The following is a 22,629-nucleotide window of genomic DNA, read 5'->3' on the forward strand; positions in this document are numbered from 1 at the left end:
TCGATCAAGCCGGTGGGCTGCTTGCGACTCTGCGGCCGCGGTCCGCTGGTGGCCCTGGACCGTCCCGAGCCGAGCGGCGCGGAACCGGCCTGCCGCACCGAGCTCTATGCCGAGCTCAGGCCCGAGCAGGCCTTCGACCTGCTGGCCCGGGCCACCGGCAGGGGTGATGCCCTGGCAGCCCAGCGCCTCGACTCCGACCATCCCTTCTTCGCCCTGCAGAAGGCGGTGGTGCTGGAGGGCTGCGGTGTGGTCGATCCCGAATCGATCGACGATGCCCTCAACTACGGCACCTACGCCCAGCTGCGACGGGTGCTGCTGGACTTCAGCCCCGAGCAGGTGCGCGAGCAGGTGAAGCGCAGCGGTCTGCGCGGCCGCGGCGGTGCCGGCTATCCCACCGGCCTGAAGTGGGACACCGTGGCCCTGCAGCCGCCTGGCCCCCGCTATGTGGTGTGCAACGCCGATGAGGGCGACCCCGGCGCCTTCATGGATCGCAGCGTGCTGGAGAGCGATCCCCATCGGCTGATCGAGGGGCTGGCGATCGCCGCCTACGCCGTGGGCGCCGAGCAGGGCTATGTGTATGTGCGAGCTGAATATCCGCTGGCGGTCGAGCGCCTGCGCCTGGCCCTCAGGCAGGCCCGCGCCAAGGGGCTGCTGGGGGCTGGCATCGCTGGCAGCGGCTTCCATCTGCGGCTGGAGGTACGGGTCGGTGCCGGCGCCTACGTGTGCGGGGAGGAAACGGCACTGCTGGCCTCGATCCAGGGTCAGCGCGGCACGCCCCGGCCGCGCCCCCCCTTCCCCGCCCAGTCGGGCCTGTGGGGTGCCCCGACCCTGATCAACAACGTGGAGACCCTGGCCTCGATTCCGGTGATCCTGCGGGAGGGGGGCGACTGGTACGCGGCCATCGGCACCGAGGGGAGCAAGGGCACGAAGGTGTTCGCCCTCTCCGGTGCCGTGCAGCGCACAGGCCTGGTGGAAGTGCCGATGGGCACCACGCTGCGCACGGTGGTGCAGACCATCGGCGGCGGCGTGCCCGGTGGGGAAGGTCCAGACAAGGGGGTCAAAGCGGTGCAGACCGGCGGTCCTTCCGGTGGCTGCATTCCTGCCCACCTCCTCGACACGCCGGTGGATTACGAGAGCCTGCGGGCCCTGGGCTCGATGATGGGCTCGGGCGGCCTGGTGGTGATGGGCGAAAGCACCTCGATGCCGGAGGTGGCCCGCCACTTCATGCGCTTCAGCGTCAACGAGAGCTGCGGCAAGTGCGTGCCCTGCCGTGCCGGCACCGTGCAGCTGGCCCAGATGCTGGATCTCTTCGTGGAGCGGCGGGCGTCCCTGGTCGACCTGGAGCGCCTCGAGGAGCTCTGCAGGATGGTGGGCGCCACCAGCCTCTGCGGTCTCGGCCAGGCGGCGCCCAACCCGGTGCTCAGCACCCTGCGCTACTTCCGCCAGGAGTATCAGGCGGCCTGCCGGGATCCGGACCAGTGCGAACCCTTCGATGCCTGCCTACTCAAGGAGGGGACCCGATGAGCGTGCACACCCTCACGGTGGATGGCGAAGAGGTGGCCGTACCCGCTGGGGCCACGCTGCTCGATGCGGTGCGCGCCGCTGGCGCCGAGCTCCCAACCCTCTGCCATCTCGATGGCCTCACCCCGGTGGGCGCCTGCCGCCTCTGCCTGGTGGAGCTGGAGGGCAGCGGCAAGCTGCAGCCGGCCTGTGCCACCGCCGCCGGCGAAGGCATGGCGGTGCTCACCCAGACGCCCCAGCTGCAGGCCTACCGGCGCATGGCAGTGGAGCTGTTCTTCGCAGAAGGTACCCACGTTTGCGCCTTCTGCGTGGCCAACGGCAACTGCGAACTGCAGGACGTGGCAGTGGCCGTGGGCATGGAGCACTCCCGCTTCCCCTATCAGTACCCCCAGCGCCGGGTGGACGCCTCCCATCCCCACTTCGCGATCGACCACCACCGCTGCATTCTCTGCACCCGCTGCGTGCGGGTGTGCGATGAGATCGAGGGCGCCCACGTGTGGGACGTGGCCAACCGGGGCCGCGAGTGCACGATCATCGCCGCCCTGGATGAGCCCTGGGGTGAGGTGCAGGCCTGCACCTCCTGCGGCAAGTGCGTGGATGCCTGTCCCACCGGCGCCATCTTCCGGAAGGACGACACCACCGCCGAGAAGCAGACGCACCGGGAGCGGCCCCAGCTGCTGCGCGATGCCAGGGAGAAGCGCCAGTGGCAGAACCAGTGACCGCCCCCAAGTTGCGATTCGCCACCGTGTGGCTGGCCGGCTGCAGCGGCTGCCACATGTCGTTTCTCGATCTTGACGAGTGGCTGTTCGAGCTCGCCAGGCACGTGGACATCGTGTTCTCGCCGGTGGCCAGCGACATCAAGACCTATCCCGAGCAGGTGGATGTCTGTCTGGTGGAGGGGGCCGTGGCCAATGCCGACAATCTCGAGCTGGCCCTGCAGCTGCGCCAGCGCACCCGCCTGGTGATCTCCTTCGGCGACTGCGCGGTGACCGGCAACGTGCCGGCGTTGCGCAACCTCTGGGCCGAGGTGGATGGCGGCAGCCGCCAGAGCGTGCTGGATCGCGGTTACCTGGAGCTGGCCGACCAGGGAGCTCAGCATCCCCATGCTCCCGGCATCGTGCCGGAGCTGCTGGAGCGGGTGCTGCCGCTGCACGAGGTGATCCCGGTGGATGTCTTCCTGCCCGGCTGCCCGCCCTCCGCCGAGCGGATCCGCGCCTGTCTCGAGCCGCTGCTGCGGGGGGAACGTCCAGAGCTGGCGGGGCCCGACCTGCTGCGGTTCGGTTAGGGACAGGCCCTGATCAGCCTGCCTCAGAGGCCGGTCTCCAGTTCCAGGGCAGCCCGGCTCAGATTCCACCGGTAGATGGCGGTCGCCTCGGCGGAGCGGGCCAGCTGCAGGTTCCGCTGCGCGATCAACACCTCCGTGATCGGGGCCAGACCGGCCCGGTAGCGCAGCCGTGCATCATCCACGGACCGCTGGCCAGCGGTGATCGCTGCTCGGGCCGCAACGGACTGGGCAGCGGCGGCCTGGTGGGTGGCGTACCAGGTTTCCACGCTCTGGATGATCGCCTGCTGGGCCTGCTCGATGGCGATCTCGGCCTGGGCGAGCTGGCGGCGGGCCAGGGCGATCGTGTCGCGGCTCTGGCCGCCGTCGTAGAGGGGCTGGCGCACGGTGATGGCGGCGCCCCAGTCGGTGAAGCTGCCCGAGGCGCTGCCGCTGGTGGTGGCGGTCGGCAGGTTGACCCCAAGGCCACGGCCATTGCTACTGCTACTGCCACGGCCACTGTTGAGGCTGGAGGTGGCGCTCGCGCCGGGGATGTCCAGCCAATCTCCGCTGATGCCTCCACCCAGAAGCAGTCCCACGGTCGGCAATCGGCCGGCCCGGGCCAGCTGCACCTTGGCCTCCTGCGCCTGACGCCGGTGTTCCAGGCTTTCCAGGGCCGGCCGCTGGGCCAGGGCTTGCCGCAGGCTCTCGTCCAGGGTGGGTTGCCAGGCTGGGTCGGGCTGCAGCGGGTCGCTGGGCTGAATCCGGGTTGCGGCCGGCAGATTCAGAAGCCGGGCCAGGGCGCTCAGGGCAATCGTGTGCTGGGCCTGGGCTTCCGCAAGCCCCTGCAGGTCGGACTGGATCAGGGCTTCGGCCTGAAACGTGTCGATGCGGGGCGCCAGACCTTCGCGCCGGATCGCGTTCACGTCGCGCAGCAACCTCTGGGACACGGTCAGGGAGCTTTCCCACACGGGAATCTGGGCAGCGGTTACCTGGGCCGAGAGGTAGCGGCTGAGGATCTCGAAGCGAGCGACACGTTGCTGTTCCGCCTGCTCGGACCGGGCGGCCTCCAGATCGGCCCTGGCGGCCTGCTGGATCGGGCTGCGGCTGAAATCGAGCAGGGGCACCCGCAGGATCAGCCCCAGATTCACAAATGTGTTGTTGATCAGCGCTGAACTGTCGGTGCCGAGGTTGAGATTCAGATCACCGATGGTGGGCAGGTTGGAAATGAAGCCGATGTTGGTGTTGACCTGGGCAAAGGTCCCGAGGGCGACCAGGTCGAGCTTGGGCAGAAAACGGGAGCGGGCCAGCCCAACCAGGGCCTGATTTTCCTCCACCGTGATCACCTGACTGCGCAGGCTCAACGACCGTCCCAGCCCCAGCTCCAGGGCCTGCTGCCGGCTGAGGGTCAGGAGGGAATCCGTTGCAGACGTGTCGATCGGGGCGGCAGCCCAGCAGGGAAGAAGACCGGAGGCAAGGCCCTGGGTCAGGATCGCGAACGTGCCCAACCAACCGAACCGGCGACCCAAACCCTGAACCAAGGAAATTTGGCAGAGCCTAAAGTAGATAAGGTTGATCGATTGCAGTAACGCCAGGCGTGATGGCCAGCTTGGATTGGGCCCCACGTCTGTTGCCGATGGCCCTGGTGACCGGATTGACGGGTGCTTGGGCTCTGTCACCGGCTGTAGCGGTGAAGGTCGAGGGCAGTGCCGTGCTGCTCCAACCCGAAAGCCGATCGGGATTTTATGCACGGTCACCGGGCCAGGTGCAGCAACTGCATCGGCGCATCGGTGATGTGGTGCAGCGGGGTGATCTGCTGGCCAGTCTGAGTCGGTTGGACCAGGCGGCGGCGGGTGCGGGTGCGGTAGGACCCAATCCCAATGCCCTGGTCCGCCAGGGAGAGGCGCTCACCCGCCAGCAGGAGGCGATTCGTGCCCAGATCGCGGCCCTTCGCACGTCGAATCAGCCGGTGCTGAAGCAACTGCAGGCCCTGGAGAACCTGCGCCGCGAGGAGGTCATCCCCCGTTACAGCCCCCTGTGGGTGGGAGCGCAGGACCTCTATCTCCGCAACCAGAGCCAGATCAAGGCCCTGGAGGCGCAATTGGCCCAGATCGATGCCAGTCGCGCCGAACTGGAGGCCCAGCGGGAGGGCCAGGATGTGCTGGCACCCCGCTCCGGCCGGCTGCTGAGTCTGTCGGTGAGTCCGGGCCAGGCGGTTCTGCCGGGACAGCGGCTGGGCACCCTCGGGCCCGGCCCCCGGGAGGAAAGCCGGCCTCGCCTGGCCACGGCCCTGTTCAGTGATGCCGACGCCGTGAGGCTGCGCCCGGGAGCGGCGATTCAGCTCGATCCCCTCCTGCAGACGCGCGATCGTTACGGAGGAACCTCCCAGCGCTTCGGCTCACTGGAGGGGCGCATCCTGGCCATTTCACCCGCCACGGCCGACCTGGCGGAGGTGAGCCGGGCCGTGGGTGATCCCGAGCTGGCCGAGAGCCTGATCGCCCGCAGCCGTCAGGCCGCCGTCGGCGAAGGTGGCGATCCCCTGGCCACCGCAACCGACAAGATCACCGCTCCGGTGCAACTGGTCACCGTGGCGCTGGAAGCCGCCGCCACCCCCAGTGGCCTGCGCTGGAGCAGCGGTCAGGGCCCCGATCTGCCCCTGGAGAACGGCACGCCCGCCAAGGCCAAGGTGGAGGTGGAGCGCCGTTCTCTGGTGAGTTTCGTGTTGCCGTTCCTCCGCTGGCTGGGGGGGGCGGAGCGATGAGAGGGGTCTACCGATGAAGCGTGCCAACCGATGAACCACCGTGATCGATGGTTGGCGCCCTGGCGCCAACCCGCCCCCTGGATTGCCCTGGTGCTGCTGGTGATTGCCATCATCAGCTCGCCACCGCGGTTGTGGTTCTGGGTGGCCTTGCTGCTGGTGGTGCTGCTGGTGGGCTGGGCGCAGGCCCTGCGTCCACCCCCCTCCTGAATGACCCAGCTGCGCGCAGCCCTGGTGATCGGCCTGGCGGCCGCCTTTGCCGGTGCCGTCTGCGGCGGGATCGGCCTGAGCGGCGATGCCATCGCCTATGGCTCGGTGATCGCGGCCCTGGTGGTGCGACCTGATTTCAGCCGCTGGCCCCTGGCGATCTATCCGGTGCTGCTGGTGTTGGTCGGGGTCTGCATGGCGATCGGGGTGAGCGTGGGTCTGGCCCTGGCCTCCGTGCCGCAGGTGTTCGTGTTCGGACTGGTGGCGGCGTTGATGCAGGTCCTCACCTTGATGCTGCCGGCAAAACTGCGGCTGCTGTCCGGGGTGATCGCCGTGGCGGGGGTGCTGCCCCTGCTGAGCAGCTCGCCCAGCTGGAGTGCCTGGGGTCAGGAGTTGATCGCCATCACCCTCGGCCTGGTCACCGGCACCGTGATACAGGTCGCCTTTGCACCGGCAGTGACGCCCCAACCCGTCGCGGCGGCCCCGGAGAAACAGATGGATCCTCCCCTGGCCCAGAGCATGCGCCAGGGTCTGGCATCGCCGTTCTTCTGGCGAAAGCTGGTGTTCGCCAGCCTCGCCCTGGCCATCGGCGAGGGTGTGGGCGCGGTGACGCCGAAATACCTCTACTTCGGGGTGGTGCTGCTGCTGAACGACAGCATCGGCGACACTCTCGCCCGGGTTCGGGACCGCATGGTGGGGGTCAGCCTCGGCATCCTCATGCCCCTGCTGGTGTTCAACACCCTGGGGATGGGGAGCCTGCAGACGGGACTGGTGATGGGCGGGACGGCGGCCTTGCTGATCGCGCTCAACGGCACCGCTTACCTGCGCACCGCGCTGATCTCCAGCGGTGTGGCCTTCATCGGCTATGGCCCCCTGGTGGCCTGGTACATCCCGAATCGATGGATCGATTACCTGATGGGTTGCGGCCTGGCCCTGGCTGTTGGCCTGTTGCTCTTCCCAAACTCCGCCCTGCGCCGTTACAACCAGCTCAGGGGCGACCCAAGTGCCTGTCCCCAGGAGCTGGAGCGTTGCTTGCCCGCTGCTCGAGAGGAGGCCAGCTGGCTCGGGTTGCCGATGCCGGAGCTGCCCAGTCCGGCGCCCACCCGATGACGCTCATGTCCCCCTGTCTCGGTCAGACCAGGCTCAGGCCTGCCGTGGTCCTTGGTTTCTTCGCAGCAGCGCTCCCAGCCGTTGCCCAGGCCCGCCCCCTTGAGACATCCAACCGCTGCATGGGCCTGGCGGGTCAGTTGGGCCTTGGCTTGGGGATGCTGATCGTCACCGCCATGGTTCACGCCCTGGTCACCGTGATTCAGGCAGAACTCACCCACCGGCCACGACTGAACGCCTGGTGCGCCCGCCGCAGCTGGCGCCGGCTGCTGGTGATTCTGGTGATGGCCTTGCTCACGGCCCTGGCCCTGTTGGTGGAAATCCTGCTTTGGGCCCTGGTGTATCGGGGTCTGGGGTTATTCCCTGGCCTGGGAGGAAGCCTCTATTTCTCGGGGATCACCTACACCACGTTGGGTTATGGCGATGTGACCCTGCCGGCCTGCTGGCGTCTGCTCAGCGTGGCGGAAGCCGTCAACGGTGTGCTGATGGCCGGCTGGAGCACTGCCCAGCTGGTGTACGTGGTGCAGCGCACCATGTCGTTGCGCCTCGAGGCCGAAGGCCGACTCACAAGCCACCCCATCGCCCGGAACGGCGATCCCGGCTGAGGCCAGCCAGGCAGCTGGATTCGGGCCATGCTGAAGGTGGTGGCTGGGCTTCGGCTGAGGAGATCGCATGACCCGCACGATCACGATCGATCCCGTCACCCGCATCGAGGGTCACGCCAAGATCACCCTCCACCTCGACGACGACGGGCGCATCGCCGATGCCCGCTTCCACGTGGTGGAATACCGCGGCTTCGAGACCTTCTGCGAGGGACGGCCCTTCACCGAGATGGCCGGCATCACGGCGCGGATCTGCGGCATCTGCCCGGTGAGCCACCTGCTGGCCGCTGCGAAGACCGGCGACAAGCTGCTGGCGGTGCAGCCACCGCCGGCGGCGCGCAAGCTGCGGCGGATGCTCAACCTCGCCCAGATCTGTCAGAGCCACGCCCTCTCCTTTTTCCACCTCAGCAGTCCTGATTTCCTGCTGGGCTGGGAGAGCGATCCGGCCCACCGCAATGTGTTCGGCCTGATGGCGGCCGATCCCGACCTGGCGCGTGCCGGGATCCGCCTGCGTCAGTTCGGCCAGCAGGTGCTGGAGCTGCTGGGCGGCCGCAAGATTCACTCGGCCTGGGCTGTGCCCGGCGGCGTGCGCACGCCCCTGAGCGCCGAGGCGCGGCAGTGGATCCTGGAGCGGCTGCCGGAGGCCAGGGCCACGGTGGCCCTGGCCCTGGAGATGTACAAAACGCTGCTGGATGGGCCGTTGCAGCACGAGCAGCGCTGCTTCGGCGACTTTCCCTCCCTGTTCATGGGCCTGGTGGGGCCAGGCGGCCGTTGGGAGTGCATCGACGGCCTGATCCGCTTCATCGACAGCGACGGCCGGATCGTGGCCGACGACCTCTCGGAAGACGACTACGTCTCGTTTCTGGGCGAGGCGGTGGAGAGCTGGAGCTACCTGAAATTCCCCTACTACAAGCCGCGGGGCTACCCCGATGGCCTCTACCGGGTGGGTCCCCTGGCACGGCTGAATGTGTGTGAGGCGATCGGTACCCCCTGGGCCGATGCCGAGCTGATCGAGTTCCGCCAGCGCAGCGGCACGGCGGCCAGCGGCGGTCGCGTTGTCACCTCCTCCTTCGCGTATCACCACGCCCGGCTGGTGGAGATCGTCGCCTGCCTGGAGGGGATCGAGCAGCTGGTGGCCGATGACAGCCTCATGGAGGGCCGCATCCGCGCCCGTGCCTCCCTGAACGCCCAGGAGGCGGTGGGGGTGAGCGAGGCCCCGCGCGGCACCCTGTTTCACCACTACCGGGTCAACGATGACGGCCTGATCACCCGGGTGAATCTGATCATCGCCACCGGCCAGAACAACCTGGCCATGAACCGCACCGTGGTCCAGATCGCCCGGGAGTTCATCGCCGAGCCGGTGGCAGCCGAGGCCGAGATCCCCGAGCCCCTGCTCAACCGGGTCGAAGCCGGCATTCGCTGTTTTGATCCCTGCCTGTCCTGCTCCACCCACGCGGCAGGCCAGATGCCCCTGCGGATCGAGCTGCGCGCTGCCGATGGAGCGCTGCTGGCGGCGCGGCAACGGCAGTGATGGCGGCTCGCCGGCGGTACTGATGGCAGCGGAGCCGACGGTTCTGGTGATCGGCATCGGCAACCCCCTCCGCCAGGACGACGGGGTGGGCCGGTGGCTGGTGGAGGACCTGGAGCAGGACAGCCGGGCGCAGGAGTTCCTTGTGCAGCTTGAGCTGCGTCCTTGCCACCAGTTGTTGCCGGAACTGGCCGCGGATCTGGCCCGCAGCGAGCGGGTGCTGTTCGTGGATGCCTGGCTCGCTGACGCCGGCGATCGAGGAGCTAATCAGCCGCGTCTGGAGCGGTTGGCATCCGTGTCTTGCCAAGGGGAGCGCTGCCCTGAGGGCGACGCGGATGACAGCGTGGAGGGCGGTGCCGATGGCGCGGCGGCGGACTGCTCAAGGGATGGCGGTCTGGGTGCGCATCGCTGCGGGGCCGAGCAGTTGCTCCAGCTCTGTGCCCGGGTCTACGGCCATAGACCGGCGGCCTGGGTGCTGCTGGTGCCGGGCGAGTCTTTCGGCCATGGCACCCACTGGTCGCCACGCCTGCAACGCCAGGTGCCCGAGGCCCGTGCCCTGCTATGGCGCTGGCTGGCCGGGCCGGAGGACGCATGCACGAACTGAGCCTGCTGGAGCAGCTGCGGGATCTGGCGGTGGAGCAGGCCCTGGCCCACGGCGGCGGTCGGATCGTGGCGATCACCCTGCGGATCGGCAGCCTGGCCGGCGTGGAGGCCGAGGCCCTCCACTTCGCCCATGCCGTGGTGATGGAAGGCAGCCTGGCGGAGGGCTCCACCCTGCGGATCGAGCCCGTGGCCGCCAGCTGGTTCTGTCAGGTCTGCGCCTTGGAGTTCAGCGGCGCCGGTGGCGACCCCACCTGCCCCGGTTGCGGCGCCATCAGCCGGCAGCTGCGGCATGGACGGGAGCTGGAGCTGATCTCTCTGGAACTGGAGGTTCCAGAGCAAGCTGTTTCAGACATTGAGTCTCTGGATTCGGCGGCGGATTCCTTTCGGGATCCGTGACGCCGCTCACAGTTGGACCTCAGAGCCACTGCATGCCGGGAGTCTCCAGCAGCTCCTGCGACGGCCAGGCCCCCAGCCACTCAAAGCGGCTCGCCAGGATGCCCCGCAGGCCGGAGTGCTGACGCAGCTCCTGCTCCGCCGCCCACTCGCATTCCTGCACCTTGGCTTCGCCCAGCCCCAGGGCCTCCACCAGCCGCCGGTACGCCACCCGCTCCATCGGATTGATGCTGGAGGCGTCGCCAGGGCTGGTGCTGACACGAATCATCATGAACGCCAGTTTCAGGGCCAGCTGGCGATCCGCTTCGGTCTGCAGGCGTTGCACCAGCTCCTCGATCCCCTCCATCTGCATGGCCTCATCGGCCAGGGCCTCGGCAGTATCAGCAGCGCTGAGCGGATCCACCTCGGGCAGGAAGTAGGTCGCCACCAGCCGCTGCAGCAGTTGCTTCTCCTCGGCAGCGAAATCCCCATCCGACCAGGCCACGCAGCAGAGGATCCGCAGCAGATCGCGGTCGGCTTCCGGCAGGAGTTGCGAGGGAGTCGGCATGACCGTCGCGGCAGGATCGGATGGCGGCATTCTGATCCTGGCCCCATCCTTGGGATCGGGGCTGCTACTCCGGATCGGGGTCTGCCGATTCCTGTCCGAGCTTGATGGCGCCGAATTCCATGGCCAGCTCGTCATCGAACTGATCGGCGGCGCTGGCCACGTTGAGCAGCATCTGCAGAAAGACCGGTGGATCCAGACCAGGCAGGCGGCGTTCCTCGGCCACCACGAGCACGTCCTGATCGACACCGATCGAGCAGCCCACCACGATCCGGTTCAGCTCAAGGCAGCGGCGGTACAGGGCCAGCAGATTGCCGCAGGGAAGTTTCAGCATCGGCGAGCGGACCTCCAGAGTCAGCTCGCCCAGCACAGGGTTGGGATGGATCGCCACCTCGATCGGGGCGCTGCCCACCTGAAAGCTCCAGTCGAATCCCTCCTCGCCATCCTGCCGCTGACCGCTCACTCCCAGGCTCTCGAGCACCTCATCCACCAGATCCACCGCTTCTTCCACCGGGCTGACCGGTTGTGGCGGCAGCGACAATCTCGCCACCAGCTCCGCCAGGAATCGCGGCAGTGTTGCCAAGGGGACACAGGCAGGGAATCGATCCCGTCAGGGGAGCCGGCCGCTACAGCGTGGCACCGCAGATCGCACAGTACCGCTGCTGCGGCTGGCAGAGGCTCCCGCAGACCGGACAGGCGCTGCTCGCCGCTGAATCGGCAACGGGATCGGCAGCTGGATCGATACCCGGATCCACGACACCATCTGCTTCCAGCCCTGAGGGCTGCGGGTCTGCAGGCTCCTCTGCCGACTCCTCCTCAGCAGGCTCCACGCTGGGATCAATCCGGGCCAGCAGGGCGCCGCAGTGATCGCAGTAGTGAAGGTCGCGGCTGGCCGCTCCGCAGACGCTGCAGTACTGCAGGACATCCTGCTGGCGTTCCTGCCGGTACAGGTTGAACAGCTGGTAGAGCCGAACGGCCGGAACAGCGAAGTTGAGCCCCTCCGATTCCAGCCGCGTGCAGGCAATGATGCCCACCAGCTCGGCATGGACATCGTAGAGGGGGCCGCCGCTGTTGCCTGGGTTGATCGCCGCATCGATCTGGAGAAAGCGGCGCCCCTCGATCTCCCGGTCCACGCCGCTCACGATTCCCTGGGTGAGCGTGTAGTCGAGTCCGAGCGGATGGCCGATCGCATAGACCGTTTCCCCGATGGCAGGCAGCCGCCCCGCTGGGGCGCGATCAGCGATCAGGGCCCCATGAATCCCCCGGCAGGTGTCCGCGGCGGTGGCGGCATCCAGCTGCAGGAAGGCCAGGTCGCAGTCGCGGAAGGAGCGCACGATCGGCGCCGCACTGCAACGCCCATCCCGGCAGCGGACCTTCGCATGGCTCCAGCCTTCGATCAGGTGGTGACTGGTGGCGATCAACCCGGATCGACTCAGCACCACACCGGCGCCCATCCCGTCGGCCACCTCGACGGCCACGACGGCATCGGCCCTGCGGAGGAAGACCTGCCGGGCACTCAGGACCTGAGCGTGTCTGCTCATCCGAGGGCCCGCAGCCGGCTGGGCCGCAGCAGGATCAGCGCCAGCGGCCGCTGGCGTAACGGGCCAGGATCAGACTGCTCCAATCCGTTGTTCGTTCCTCGTGTTTGCGATCGTCTCCATTCTGATGGGAGGTCTTCTGGGAGGTCTGCTCGGCTTCGGCCTCGGTCGTGGCGTGCCTGCCCTGGTCCAGGGCGGTGGCCGGCTGGCCCGCCGCCAGAACCAACTCGGCATGGGCCTGTTGCTGATGGTGCCGTGGCTGGTGGGGGCGCTGCTGCTGCTGAAGGCGCTCACCGCCCCGGGCTTGCTGGTGCTGGCAGGGGGCTACTGGCTTGGCATGGTCGTGGGTCGTCGGCAGCTGGGGCTCTGAATTGGCGACAGATCCGACCAATCAGATCCGCAGCAGAAAACCCTCGCGGCGATGGAAATCGGCTTCGGGGCCAGGGTGGTCCAGGGCCCAGGTGCTTAGGGCGCCGCCGCGGTGCTCGATCACGGCGCTGATGCCGACCTGCACGGAAGCGGCTGCCGCCAGAGGTGGCGGCAGGTGGCAGTGAAACGCGAGTTCCAGCTGCTGGGGGCTTTGCTGGCTGAGAAAGGGCAGCGCCCTGACGCTGGCTTCGGGGGTGAGGCCGAGGCGATAGCCCTCGAGGCGATAGACGTTCCAATCGCCCGAAGGCGAGAGATTGATCTCCCAGTAGCGATCGTCCCCTTCCACCGCCAGGAAGGCCTCCAGGCAGGTGTGCATCCAGAGGCCATCACAGCGCTGCGGCTGTTGTGCCGGTGGAGGCACCAGCAACTCGGCAAGAGGGGCCCGCAGGCAGTAGTGGATCCGCAGCTCCGGGCCCAGGCGCTGGATGAAGCCCGTCAGGGAGAGTCCCGGCAGACATGGGTCGGCGGTGGGATGGTCGGGTGTGGCGGGGGCGCTGCGGAACGGCACCAGGGTGAAGCTCTGGGCCTCCGGCTGCAGCTGGGGTTCCATCTCAGGCTCCGACTGGACTCCCATCTCAGGCTCCCCCCAGCCGCTTCAGCAGCGCCCGAATCGGTCCTTCCTGCGCTTCGATGCTTTCGACAAGCCGGAGCTGCACCTGGGCGCGCCGGAGGTTCTGGAGGGGATCGCTGGTCTTGAAATACACGTTGCCAGCCAGATGATCGCTGAAGAAGCGCAGACCCAGTTCAAAAGCGATCAGCCGGATCGCCGCATAGAGATACTGGTGATCGGCGGTGGTGAGGAACTGCCGGGCCACGGACAGATAACCCTCCAGCAGCGCTTCGCATAGCCCCAGATCGAACTGCACCGCCTCAGGATTACGGCTTTCCTCACCGAGGGTGTTGCAGCAGGAACGCAGGCAATCGCCGATGTCGTAATGAACCAATCCCGGTTTGACGGTATCGAGATCTATCAGGGCGATGGCCTCGCCGGTGGCGGCATCCAGCATCACGTTATTGATCTTCGGATCGCCGTGAATCGGGCGCAGCTGCAGCTCACCGCGGGCCTTGGCCTCCTCCAGCACCGGCGCCAGCGACTGGCGGCTCTCGATGAACTGCTGACACCAGTGCTCCTGCGGCGAGGGCGGCGCTGAACAACGACCCAGCAGCTGGTGGTACTGGGCCAGGTAGGTGGGGGTGATGTGAAATCCCTCCAACGTGTCCGCCAGCTGATCGACCGGGAGATCACTGATCAGGTGATGAAACATGCCAAGGCCATAGCCCACTTCACGCGCCTGCGCCGGATCCCGGGCCATCTCCAGGCTGCGGGCGGCCGGTACATAGGTCATGGCCCGCCAGATCTGGCCATCGCGCTCCACCCAGGGATCGGCAGAATCGGTTGGGGTAAGGATGTGCGGCATCTCCCAGGAGCGCCGGCAGGAGCCGTTGTGGGCGGGATCATCCGGAAGCTCCTGCAGACGGGCGGCGACATGCCGGGTCACGATCTGCATGTTGCGCATCACCAGCTTCGGCTGGCGGAAGACCTCCCTGTTAAGGCGTTGCAACACGAGGGGTGGTTGGGTCTGTCCAGCCAGCGACACCAGAAAGGTGTCGTTGACATTGCCCTGCCCCAGGGGCTCAATGGCGATGATGCCCGCGCCGGGATGAAACTGGGCGGCGATCTCACGGAGCTCGTGCCCATGGGCGACCGAAGCCTGGATCATGGGTCTCGGCCGCAAACCGGGCCGCAGCCTGACACGCTTCCGCCAGCCTGGGTTCAGCCGTGGTGACAGCGCGCCGACAGACTGCCATGGGTGAACGAAACCTTTACGGCCAACTCCGGCAAGCGCCTCACGACGGCTGTCTCTGATCCAGGGGCGGCGACGATTCCGCAGGGCTTGGTGTCTCCAGCAGCTGAATCTGAAACAGCACATCCTCCAGCGCATCGGCCGCGCTGATGCCGGCATGGCGCGGTGGGTTCTCCGTTGTGCAGCAACTGGGCAGGGGCGCCAGGACCGTCCAGGGGCGGGCGTGGCAGAACTGCACCACACTGAGCCGCTGCTCGCTGCTGCCTGGAGGTGCCACCACCCGGTGCCAGCCGGCCGGGATCAGGCCATTGCTGAGCCGCTCCAGCATCAGGCCGCTGTTGAGGATCACCCGCCCAGGCGGCGGCAGGGCATCCCGCCACTGGCCCTGCACCTCCACCTGCAGGCCCGGCCCCGTGGCCCGCGGCAGGGCCGTGATCAGGTTGATGTCGCCGTGGGCAGCCGCCCACAGGTGCGATCTGCTGGGGGCCTGCGCCATTGGTGGGTAGCGGATCGCGCGGGTGAGGGTGGGGGCGTCCTGCACCATCTCCTCAAACAGCGTCTCGGCGCAGCCGAGCCCCAGAGCGATCACCCGCAGAACGCGCCGTTGCAGATCAGCCACGGCAGCATGAAAGTGGCCCAGTACGGCCGTGATGCCGGGCACCACCTGCTCGGGTAGCACCGGTTCGGGATAGAGATGGGGATAGCGCCGCCGCAGGGGATGAGCCGCCGCCAGCGGAGCGGCCCAGTTGAGCATTTCCTTCCAGTCCGCCTGCTCGCTGCCGGCGGCCGTTTCCACCAGAAGCCCCGTGTAGCCGGTCTGGCCATGGCTGCCGGGTGCCCGGAAGCGCTGCTTGACCTCTGGCTCCAGGGCGAAGAACCGCGCCAGCATTCCGTAGGCGGTATCGAGCAGGTCCTCGGGCAGATCGCTGCTGGTGTAGACGAAGCCCGTGGCCAGGCTGCGGCGCACCCCATCCACCACCGCCCGCCGGGCAGCTCCATCGCCGCGTTCGAACCGGAGCAGATCGACATCGAGAATCTCTGGCTCCTGGACCATGGCGGGGTTCCCCGGACTGGCTAGAGCGGAAGTATCCCGCCCCTGCCCGCCATGGACTTCACCCAGAACTTCGCCCATCCCCGCCTGGCCTGACCCCAGCGCTGGAAGGCTCTCAGGCGGCCGGCAGCAGGTCTTCCGGCCGTAGATCCGGCCGGCGCCGCAGGGCGAAGAGGGTGCCGGCGTTGCCGCGACAGAGGCGCAGCTCCTGGTCGAGCACGGTGATGTCGAGCCAGGCCGGCGTGGCCTGCCGCACCCGGGCCAGCAGCTCGGGGCGCCAGGCCCCCAGGGTGGGGCCGATCCAGCCGCCCCGCTCGAAGCGCACGCTCACACGCTGGCGGCCTTCGACGGCGATGGCCGCCACCACGCTGATCGCCGCCACTCCCCCCAGGGGTCCCCGCAGCCGCAGCAGATTCATGGCCCGGCCGGCCTCCGGATCGAGCACCTGCAGATTCTCCAGCCAGGGGGCCTCCCGCAGCCAGGGCTGGGAGCTGCTGCTCCAGAACAGCTCCCAGACCCCGCGCAGCAGGGCCCGGTCCCGTTCCAGATCCGCCGGCTGCAGCCGCTCCAGCTGCTCCACCACGGGCCGCAGATCCCGGCGCTGCGGCGGTGGATGGGCCTGGGCCTCGAGCAGGGCCCGGCGGCAGGCTTCGGCGGTGTCGGGTGGTGCGGTCATGAGCGGGGCGAGGTTCAGCGGTCGAGCAGCGGCAGCACCAGGCTCACCAGCGAATACACCACCGCCGGGGTGAACAAGTAACTGTCGATCCGATCCAGAATGCCGCCGTGGCCGGGGATGGCATCACCGGAATCTTTCAGACCGGCATCCCGCTTCATCATCGATTCGGTGAGATCGCCCACCAGGGCGAACAGAGCGACGACCCCGCCGAGCACGCCCCCCACCAGCCAGCCCCAGCGCCAGCCCAGCAGCACGCCTCCGAGCACACCCACCAGCACGGCACAGCCCACTCCGCCCAGGGCTCCCTCCACCGTCTTGCCGGGGGAAATCGGCGAGAGGGGGTGCCGGCCCAGGCGGCGACCGATCATGTAAGAGCCGATGTCCGTGGCCACGATCAGCAGGCAGGCCAGCAGCATCAGCGCCATGCCGGGGGTGAACAGCGGCGGGGCTGAGGCCAGATTCGGGGCCAGCATCGGATCGGCGAGCTCGCGCAGCTTGATCCAGTAGCTCGGCAGAAAGCCCAGATAAAAGAGCCCGAAGATCGAGGCGGCGATGTCGGCGATCGTGCCGGTGACCGGCTGCAACAGCAACCAGCCGCAGATCACCGCCCCCGACACTGGCAGCACCGCCGCTGACAGGTCGACCGCCAGCCAGCCGCCGCCATCAGTGGCGGCCATGGTGGTGAACAGCAGGATCTGACAGGCCACCAGGGTGGTTTTGGTGGCAGGCCGGATCCCCTTGAACTGGGCCATGCGGAAGAACTCCAGCAGCCCCAGATGCACGATCACGCCCAGGGCCACGGTGAACCACCAGCCGCCCAGCAGCACCACCACCAGCCCGAACCCCCCCGCCGCCCAACCGCTCAGCAGCCGGGACAGGGAGGTGGCAGTGCGGGGGGACGGCAGCAAGACGGGGGAATGGCAGGGACAGGCAGGAGGGCGGCGGCCGATTGTCGGGGCCGACCTTCAGCGCTCGGCCGCGATCAGAAACAGCGGCTCGGCCGCGGCCAGCTTCGCCTGGCTGCCGCGCCGCTGCATGCGGTGCACGGTGGCCTGCACCACATGCACGTCGCGGGCCTGCAGCTGGGTGAGGGTGTCGGTGGCATCCACCAGACCCTCGAGGCTGGTGGTGCTGATCACCAGCCGGCCGCTGGGGGTGAGTGATGGCCACACCGCCTGCAGCACCTCACCGAGGGGACGCCCCACCTCCAGCACCACCCGATCAGGACGGGGCGGCAGGGTGTGGAGGTCGGTGGGGGCCTGGCCGGGGTGGATGTGGAGGTTGGGGATCCCGAAGCGTCGGCGGTTGCGCTCCAGCAGGGCGATCGCCTCCGGATCCCGCTCCAGGGTGTGCACTTCGCCCGCGGGCATCAGCCGGGCGATCTCCAGGGCCAGGGCACCGGTGCCGCCGCCGATGTCCCAGACCAGCGAATCGGCGCGCGGCCGCAGGTGTGCCAGCAGCATCACCCGCAGTTCCAGGGGGGTGGGGCTGAAGCCCGGGGCATCTTCAAAGGCGTTGTCCGGCAGCCCCGGAGTCACGAAATCCCAGAGGTAGCGGCTGCCGTCCTGGTCAGCGTGCGAGCCCGGAGAATCGTGGCCGGGTTCCGCCATCTGCCGTCTCATCCGGCCACAACCGCCACCGTATCAGCGATCTGGCCGGGCCAGAGCCGCCGCTGCCTCTGCAACCAGCTGGCGCGGCTGGCGTCGATCCGTTCTCCGGGGATCAGCAGTGGAATGCCGGGCGGATAAGGGCAGAGCGGCTCGGCGGCGATGCGTCCGCAGGCCCGCTCCAGCGGCACGAACTCGCGGGGGGATCTCCAGGCCGCGGCCAGGGGAAGCTCCAGGCAGGCCAGCGGCGGCAGCGGCGGTGGCTCGAAGGGTGGGGCAGGATCGGCGCCGAGCGCCGTGCGCAGGGCGGCCAGGTGCTGCGGCAGCCGGCGCAGGCCAGCCGGCGGGCAGGTGCCGAGGCAGAAGGTGAGCGTGCCGGGTTCCGGCAGTTCGGCCACCACGCCGCGCTCCATCAGCCAGTCGTCGGCCTCGAGACCGTTGATCCCCAGGGCGGCGGTGTTGAGCACGAGTCGCAGGGGATCCTCCGTCTCCACCAGCGGCAGTTGCCTCTGCCGCAGGGCCTGCTGCAGCCGTGCGGCCAGCGCCAGAGCCCGCTGATGCTGACGCTGGCCCGCCCGGCTGCTCCGGTGGCCCAGCGCTGCGGCCGCGGAGGTGAGCAGCAGGGCACTGGGGCTGGAGGTCTGCAGCCAGAGCAGGGCCCGCTCGATCGCCGCCACCGCGACCCGCTCGCCCCGGCTCAGCAGCGCAGCGCTCTGGGCAAGGCCCCCGCCGCTCTTCTGCAGGGAGAGCACCTCCAGATCGGCCCCGGCAGCCAGGGCCTCACCCCAGCCATGGGCGCCATCCACCAGCACCGGCAGCCCCGCGGCGTGGGCCTGGGCCAGCAGCGGCGGCAGATCGGCCCGAAACCCGTGATAGGTGGGGCTGACCAGCACCAGTGCCGCGATCCGGCTACCTGGCAGCCGGGCCTGGGTTCCCGGCAAGCCCGGAGCAGAGGCGGCCTGCAGCAGCCGCTCCAGCAGCTCCGGTGTTGGTGGATGCCACAGGCCGGTGGCCGGATCGAAGGGCACCTCGTAGAGCAGGGGTTCGAGTCCGCCCAGCACGCAGCCATGCAGCAGGCTGCGGTGCAGGTTGCGGGGCAGCAGCACCCGATCGCCGGGCTGGCCGAGGGCCAGCAGGGCCGCCTGCAGCAGGCCGCTGGCCCCGTTGACCCCGAACCAGCAGCGCTGCGCCCCGAGCAGCTCAGCGGCGAGGGCCTGCGCCTCAGCCACCGCCCCTGTGGCCTCCAGTGGTCCGCCGAAGCGGGGCAATTCGGGCAGATCCCAGCAGCCGGGCGGCTGGCGCAGCAACTGGCGCAGCTCCGGAGCCAGGCCCCGGCCGCGGCCATGGGCCGGCAGATGCAAGGCCAGTTCGCCGCGACCCGCCCGCAGGGCCGCCAGCAGCGGTGCCGCCGGACTGGACTGCGGTCGGAACCAGGGCAGGTCGGGAAGCAGGGTCACTGGATCGCAGGTCCCTGGGCAGACATTCCTAGAGTTTCCTCTTCCCAAGGGCCAAGACCCAGGAGCCGCCGCCATCACTGCGTCCTTTGCCCAGACCCAGGCTCCCGTCGAGGAGCTGGTGCCCTCTTACGACGCCAGCGCTGACCGCCGCTGGCTGCTGCGTCGCCCCTGGCTGCTGATCGCCCGGCTGGTGGTGGTGCTGAGCCAGCTGGGCGGCCTGGCCCTGGTGCTGGTCGTGCAGGGCAACAGCCGCGATCGGGCTGTGCAGCAGCGTCTGGCCCGGCGCATTCTCACCACCCTCACCAACCTGGGCCCCTGCTTCATCAAGGTGGGCCAGGCGCTCTCCACCCGTCCCGACCTGGTGCGGCGCGACTGGCTGGAGCAGCTCACCCAGCTGCAGGACAACCTTCCCCCCTTCGATCACGAGACCGCCCTGGCGCTGATCGAGGCCGAGCTGGGCGCTCCGGTGGAACAGCTGTTCGAGGAGTTCCCCCATTACCCCATGGCCGCGGCCAGCCTCGGCCAGGTGTACAGGGCCCGGCTGGCCGATGGCCACTGGGTGGCTGTGAAGGTGCAGCGACCCAACCTTCCTTACATCCTGCGCCGCGATCTGGCGATCATCCGACTGCTTGGCGTGGCGGCAGCCCCGATCCTGCCGCTCAACCTCGGTTTCGGATTGGCTGAGATCATCGATGAATTCGGCCGCACCCTGTTTGAAGAGATCGACTACCACTGCGAGGCTGATAATGCCGAGCGATTCGCTGCTCTGTTCGCTGACCACCCGGAGGTGATCGTTCCGCGGGTGTACCGGCAGCTCTCCAGCCGTCATGTGCTCACGACCCAGTGGATCAATGGGGTGAAGCTTCAGAACCGGCAGGAGCTGGAGGCGCGCCATCTCGATCCCGCCGCCCTGATCCGCACCGGCGTGATTTCCGGCCTGCAGCAACTGCTCGAGTTCGGCTATTTCCACGCCGATCCCCATCCGGGCAATCTGTTTGCGCTGCCTGGCAAGACCGGAGCCATGGGCCATATGGCCTATGTGGATTTCGGCATGATGGACTCGATCAGTGATGCCGATCGCCTCACCCTCACCGGTGCGGTGGTGCACCTGATCAACCGTGACTTCGCCGCCCTGGCCCAGGACTTCATCGATCTCGGCTTCCTCAATCCCAATGCCGACCTGACCCCGATCCTGCCGGCACTGGAGGAGGTGCTGGGCGGGGCGCTTGGCGAAAATGTGGGCAGCTTCAACTTCAAGGCGATCACGGATCGCTTCTCGGAGCTGATGTTCGACTACCCCTTCCGCGTGCCGGCCCGCTTCGCCCTGATCATCCGTGCCGTGGTGAGCCAGGAAGGGCTGGCGCTGCGGCTGGATCCCAGCTTCAAGATCATCCGGGTCGCCTATCCCTATGTTGCTCGGCGCCTGCTGGCGGGGGACACCGCCGAGATGCGCGAGAAGCTGCTGGAGGTGATCTTCGACCGCGATGGCCGCCTGCGCATCGAGCGGCTCGAAAATCTGCTGCAGGTGGTGGAAGGCGACCAGACCAGTCCGGATCTGCTGCCGGTGGCCACCGATGGCCTGCGGCTCCTGCTTGGCCCTGGCGGCAGCAGCCTGCGTCAGCGTCTGCTGCTCACCCTGGTGCGGAACGACCGGCTCCACACCGAAGATCTGCGGGCCCTGCTGGGTCTGATGCGCCGCACCTTCTCAGCCCGCAAGCTGGCCAGCGGGGTGCTCGCCCGGCTCAATCCCCTGGCCGCCGCAGCCTGATCAGACCCAGTTCTAGGGTCGCGGCACCGTCCGACCGATTCCGTGAGCTTCCTCGCCAGCGGCCCATCCTCTCTCTGTTCTGCCGTTGCGGTGCTGGGCGGCAGCTTCGGTTCGCCGAGTGGCGCCCCCGATCCGGCCCCGGTGAATCTGTCGGAAGCGGCTCTGGATGCCGCCAGTGGCCTGTTCGGCGACCTCGATGCCGATGACATCTTTCTGGAGTACGCCACCCTGGTGCAGCCTCCGTACCTGCTGGCCGGTGCCGGTCTGGCGATCGCGGTGCTGTGCGGGCTCACCTTCGCCCGGCTGGTGCAGAATCGCCTCGATGGCTGGAAGCAGGACCGCCTCAAACTCCTGCCGCTGGGCCAATGGGAAACCACCCTGCCCTATACTGGCCTGGTGATCGGCGTGACCCTGTTCATCGGCGGCAGCCTGCAGGTGTTCGGATTCTCCGCCGGTGCCGCCCTGTTGGTGTCGTTCGTGCTGTCGATGCTGACAGCGGGAGCCCTGTGGGTGCAGTTGGAGCGCCTGATGGAACAGGTGGAGAATGGCAGCTTCAAAGCCGTGGACTTCGACAACTTCGACCAGTTTTTCTGAGGCGGGATTGTTCTCCATTCACTTTTCTGAAGTCCAGTTCTTCGAAGATCTGTTCTTCGAAGTCCAGTGCTTCGGCATCCAGCTGTTCTGAGGAATCGATCAGGCCACCAGGTATCCCTGCAGCAGCTCGGAGCGGGAACGGATTCCCTCCAAAGCTCGCCGCTCGATGTTGCGGGTTTTGTCGCGGCTCATGCCGAGGGTCTTGGCGATCAGGGTGAGGCTCATCGGCTCGTTACCGTCGATGCCGAACCGCATCTTCAACACCCGTCCCTGCAGTTCCGGCAACTGCTCCAGCAGGGAGCTCAGATCGCCCCGCAGGCACTCGCCATCGACCAGCTCCTCGGGCAGCACGCCATCGCCGGCCAGCAGGTCGAGCAGTTCGGTGTCCTCACTGTCGCCCACCTTGGTTTCCAGGCTGACCGGCTGGCGGGCCCGGCAGAGCAGCTCCTTGACCTCGTCTTCCGGCAGTTCGACAAACACCGCCAGCTCGGTGACGGTGGGGGTGCGGCCCAGCTCCTGGCTGAGCTCCCGTTGCCCCTTCTTAAGCTTGTTGAGTGTCTCGGTGATGTGGATCGGCAGGCGGATCGTGCGGCTCTTTTCGGCGATCGCCCGGGTGATCCCCTGGCGGATCCACCAGTAGGCGTAGGTGGAGAACTTGTAGCCGCGGGTGGGATCGAATTTCTCCACGCCCCGCACCAGCCCGATCGTGCCCTCCTGGATCAGATCCAGCAGTTCCATGTTCCGCTTGGTGTACTTCTTCGCCACACTCACCACCAGCCGCAGGTTGGCGGCCACCATCCGCTCCTTGGCGCGGCGGCCGTTGGCGAGCCGGCGCTTGAGCAGGGCCACCGTGAGACTGGCTTCAACGGCCAGCTGCTCCTCACTGGGCGGCTGGCCGCCGCAACGCAGAGTGAGTTCCTCGCGGAGTTCTTCGAGGGCCATCAGCTCCTGGACCTGACGGCCGAGGGTGATCTCCTGCTCGTGGGTGAGCAGTGGTACCCGGCCGATGTCGCGCAGGTAGGAGCGCACCAGATCGCCGTGGGGCCCCGTGGCGGAGCCGGCGGTGGCAACCAGGGAGAGGGAAGGCATGGGGTGGCGGAGTTAGGAAACTTGCCTGTTTCGTAAACCTACCATCAAATTCCGGAATCGTTCCGCCTTGCGCGCAGGACAATGGGCGCAG

The 22,629-nt window shown here is 68.1% G+C and carries 25 protein-coding genes; 13 read left to right on the forward strand and 12 right to left on the reverse strand.

What is annotated here, in order from left to right; translation table 11 throughout:
- Positions 1–3 precede the first annotated feature (3 nt).
- From VB777_RS03570 to VB777_RS03580, 3 genes are read left to right on the forward strand one after another with little or no spacing between them, the layout of a single operon-like run.
- Positions 4–1,524, forward strand: a complete 1,521-nt coding sequence (locus VB777_RS03570) for a complex I 51 kDa subunit family protein (protein ID WP_416238303.1) — start codon at positions 4–6, stop codon at positions 1,522–1,524.
- Positions 1,521–2,240 carry a bidirectional hydrogenase complex protein HoxU gene (gene hoxU, locus VB777_RS03575; protein WP_323247165.1) on the forward strand — a complete coding sequence of 240 codons (720 nt, stop codon included), beginning with the start codon at positions 1,521–1,523 and terminating at the stop codon, positions 2,238–2,240. Before VB777_RS03570 ends, hoxU begins: the two co-directional genes overlap by 4 nt.
- A complete protein-coding gene (locus tag VB777_RS03580; RefSeq protein WP_323247167.1) occupies positions 2,237–2,806 on the forward strand; it encodes an oxidoreductase in 570 nt (189 codons plus the stop codon). The genes hoxU and VB777_RS03580 overlap by 4 nt, the downstream gene beginning before the upstream one ends.
- A 23-nt stretch (positions 2,807–2,829) precedes the next feature.
- Here the strand turns inward: VB777_RS03580 and VB777_RS03585 are convergent, their stop codons facing one another.
- Positions 2,830–4,290 (reverse strand): TolC family protein, encoded by a 1,461-nt coding sequence (locus tag VB777_RS03585; RefSeq protein ID WP_323247169.1) that lies wholly within the window; start codon positions 4,288–4,290, stop codon positions 2,830–2,832.
- A gap of 92 nt (positions 4,291–4,382) precedes the next feature.
- Between VB777_RS03585 and VB777_RS03590 the strand changes: the two genes are divergently transcribed.
- The 7 genes from VB777_RS03590 (at position 4,383) to VB777_RS03620 (ending at position 9,983) form a co-directional block, all read left to right on the forward strand.
- Positions 4,383–5,543 (forward strand): HlyD family efflux transporter periplasmic adaptor subunit, encoded by a 1,161-nt coding sequence (locus tag VB777_RS03590; protein WP_323247171.1) that lies wholly within the window; start codon positions 4,383–4,385, stop codon positions 5,541–5,543.
- Between the two features lie 30 nt (positions 5,544–5,573).
- Positions 5,574–5,750: a hypothetical protein gene (locus tag VB777_RS03595; protein ID WP_197153989.1), complete on the forward strand. Its 177-nt coding sequence runs from the start codon at positions 5,574–5,576 to the stop codon at positions 5,748–5,750.
- On the forward strand, positions 5,751–6,857 hold the full coding sequence (locus VB777_RS03600; protein WP_197153988.1) for an FUSC family protein: 1,107 nt from the start codon (positions 5,751–5,753) through the stop codon (positions 6,855–6,857).
- A 5-nt stretch (positions 6,858–6,862) separates the two neighbouring features.
- The gene (locus VB777_RS03605) at positions 6,863–7,459 is read left to right on the forward strand and encodes a potassium channel family protein (protein ID WP_197153987.1); all 597 of its coding nucleotides are present in this window, start codon (positions 6,863–6,865) and stop codon (positions 7,457–7,459) included.
- A 67-nt stretch (positions 7,460–7,526) separates the two neighbouring features.
- A complete protein-coding gene (locus VB777_RS03610) occupies positions 7,527–8,987 on the forward strand; it encodes a Ni/Fe hydrogenase subunit alpha (RefSeq protein ID WP_197153986.1) in 1,461 nt (486 codons plus the stop codon).
- Positions 8,953–9,588 (forward strand): hypothetical protein, encoded by a 636-nt coding sequence (locus tag VB777_RS03615; protein WP_323247175.1) that lies wholly within the window; start codon positions 8,953–8,955, stop codon positions 9,586–9,588. Before VB777_RS03610 ends, VB777_RS03615 begins: the two co-directional genes overlap by 35 nt.
- On the forward strand, positions 9,576–9,983 hold the full coding sequence (locus tag VB777_RS03620) for a hydrogenase maturation nickel metallochaperone HypA (RefSeq protein ID WP_197153984.1): 408 nt from the start codon (positions 9,576–9,578) through the stop codon (positions 9,981–9,983). The genes VB777_RS03615 and VB777_RS03620 overlap by 13 nt, the downstream gene beginning before the upstream one ends.
- A 19-nt stretch (positions 9,984–10,002) precedes the next feature.
- Here VB777_RS03620 and VB777_RS03625 read toward each other — a convergent pair whose 3' ends face one another.
- The 3 genes from VB777_RS03625 to VB777_RS03635 all read right to left on the reverse strand — a co-directional run bounded on the left by VB777_RS03625 (position 10,003) and on the right by VB777_RS03635 (position 12,065).
- Positions 10,003–10,527: a TerB family tellurite resistance protein gene (locus VB777_RS03625; RefSeq protein WP_197153983.1), complete on the reverse strand. Its 525-nt coding sequence runs from the start codon at positions 10,525–10,527 to the stop codon at positions 10,003–10,005.
- 64 nt (positions 10,528–10,591) lie between these two features.
- Complete coding sequence (locus VB777_RS03630) at positions 10,592–11,107, reverse strand: YbjN domain-containing protein (RefSeq protein WP_197153982.1); 516 nt, start codon at positions 11,105–11,107, stop codon at positions 10,592–10,594.
- Between the two features lie 43 nt (positions 11,108–11,150).
- The gene (locus VB777_RS03635) at positions 11,151–12,065 is read right to left on the reverse strand and encodes a S1C family serine protease (protein WP_323247178.1); all 915 of its coding nucleotides are present in this window, start codon (positions 12,063–12,065) and stop codon (positions 11,151–11,153) included.
- Between the two features lie 124 nt (positions 12,066–12,189).
- On the opposite strand from VB777_RS03635, the gene VB777_RS03640 reads away from it, so the two are divergent.
- Entirely contained in the window at positions 12,190–12,432 is a 243-nt protein-coding gene (locus VB777_RS03640; protein ID WP_197153980.1) for a hypothetical protein, read from the forward strand.
- A 21-nt stretch (positions 12,433–12,453) separates the two neighbouring features.
- Here VB777_RS03640 and VB777_RS03645 read toward each other — a convergent pair whose 3' ends face one another.
- The 7 genes from VB777_RS03645 to VB777_RS03675 form a co-directional block, all read right to left on the reverse strand.
- Positions 12,454–13,041: a DOMON-like domain-containing protein gene (locus VB777_RS03645; protein ID WP_197169713.1), complete on the reverse strand. Its 588-nt coding sequence runs from the start codon at positions 13,039–13,041 to the stop codon at positions 12,454–12,456.
- 25 nt (positions 13,042–13,066) lie between these two features.
- Positions 13,067–14,212, reverse strand: coding sequence for a phosphotransferase enzyme family protein (locus VB777_RS03650; RefSeq protein ID WP_323247182.1), 1,146 nt, complete (start codon positions 14,210–14,212; stop codon positions 13,067–13,069).
- 127 nt (positions 14,213–14,339) lie between these two features.
- Positions 14,340–15,350 carry an isopenicillin N synthase family dioxygenase gene (locus tag VB777_RS03655; RefSeq protein WP_323247184.1) on the reverse strand — a complete coding sequence of 337 codons (1,011 nt, stop codon included), beginning with the start codon at positions 15,348–15,350 and terminating at the stop codon, positions 14,340–14,342.
- A 112-nt stretch (positions 15,351–15,462) separates the two neighbouring features.
- Positions 15,463–16,023, reverse strand: a complete 561-nt coding sequence (locus VB777_RS03660; protein ID WP_197153976.1) for a PAP/fibrillin family protein — start codon at positions 16,021–16,023, stop codon at positions 15,463–15,465.
- A 14-nt stretch (positions 16,024–16,037) separates the two neighbouring features.
- Positions 16,038–16,931, reverse strand: coding sequence for a phosphatidate cytidylyltransferase (locus VB777_RS03665; protein ID WP_197153975.1), 894 nt, complete (start codon positions 16,929–16,931; stop codon positions 16,038–16,040).
- Positions 16,932–16,988: 57 nt separating this feature from the next.
- Positions 16,989–17,633: a precorrin-6Y C5,15-methyltransferase subunit CbiT gene (cbiT, locus tag VB777_RS03670; RefSeq protein ID WP_322757439.1), complete on the reverse strand. Its 645-nt coding sequence runs from the start codon at positions 17,631–17,633 to the stop codon at positions 16,989–16,991.
- A gap of 8 nt (positions 17,634–17,641) precedes the next feature.
- On the reverse strand, positions 17,642–19,087 hold the full coding sequence (locus VB777_RS03675) for a lysine decarboxylase (protein WP_322757440.1): 1,446 nt from the start codon (positions 19,085–19,087) through the stop codon (positions 17,642–17,644).
- Positions 19,088–19,205: 118 nt separating this feature from the next.
- Between VB777_RS03675 and VB777_RS03680 the strand changes: the two genes are divergently transcribed.
- Both VB777_RS03680 and VB777_RS03685 read left to right on the forward strand, forming a co-directional pair.
- A complete protein-coding gene (locus tag VB777_RS03680; RefSeq protein ID WP_322757441.1) occupies positions 19,206–20,855 on the forward strand; it encodes an AarF/ABC1/UbiB kinase family protein in 1,650 nt (549 codons plus the stop codon).
- Between the two features lie 93 nt (positions 20,856–20,948).
- The gene (locus tag VB777_RS03685; RefSeq protein WP_197159152.1) at positions 20,949–21,449 is read left to right on the forward strand and encodes a hypothetical protein; all 501 of its coding nucleotides are present in this window, start codon (positions 20,949–20,951) and stop codon (positions 21,447–21,449) included.
- A 99-nt stretch (positions 21,450–21,548) separates the two neighbouring features.
- Here VB777_RS03685 and VB777_RS03690 read toward each other — a convergent pair whose 3' ends face one another.
- Positions 21,549–22,538, reverse strand: a complete 990-nt coding sequence (locus tag VB777_RS03690; RefSeq protein ID WP_197153971.1) for an RpoD/SigA family RNA polymerase sigma factor — start codon at positions 22,536–22,538, stop codon at positions 21,549–21,551.
- Positions 22,539–22,629 lie beyond the last annotated feature (91 nt).

Origin of the sequence: Synechococcus sp. CCY9202 (genome assembly GCF_034931685.1) — a bacterium.
Classification (GTDB): domain Bacteria; phylum Cyanobacteriota; class Cyanobacteriia; order PCC-6307; family Cyanobiaceae; genus CBW1002.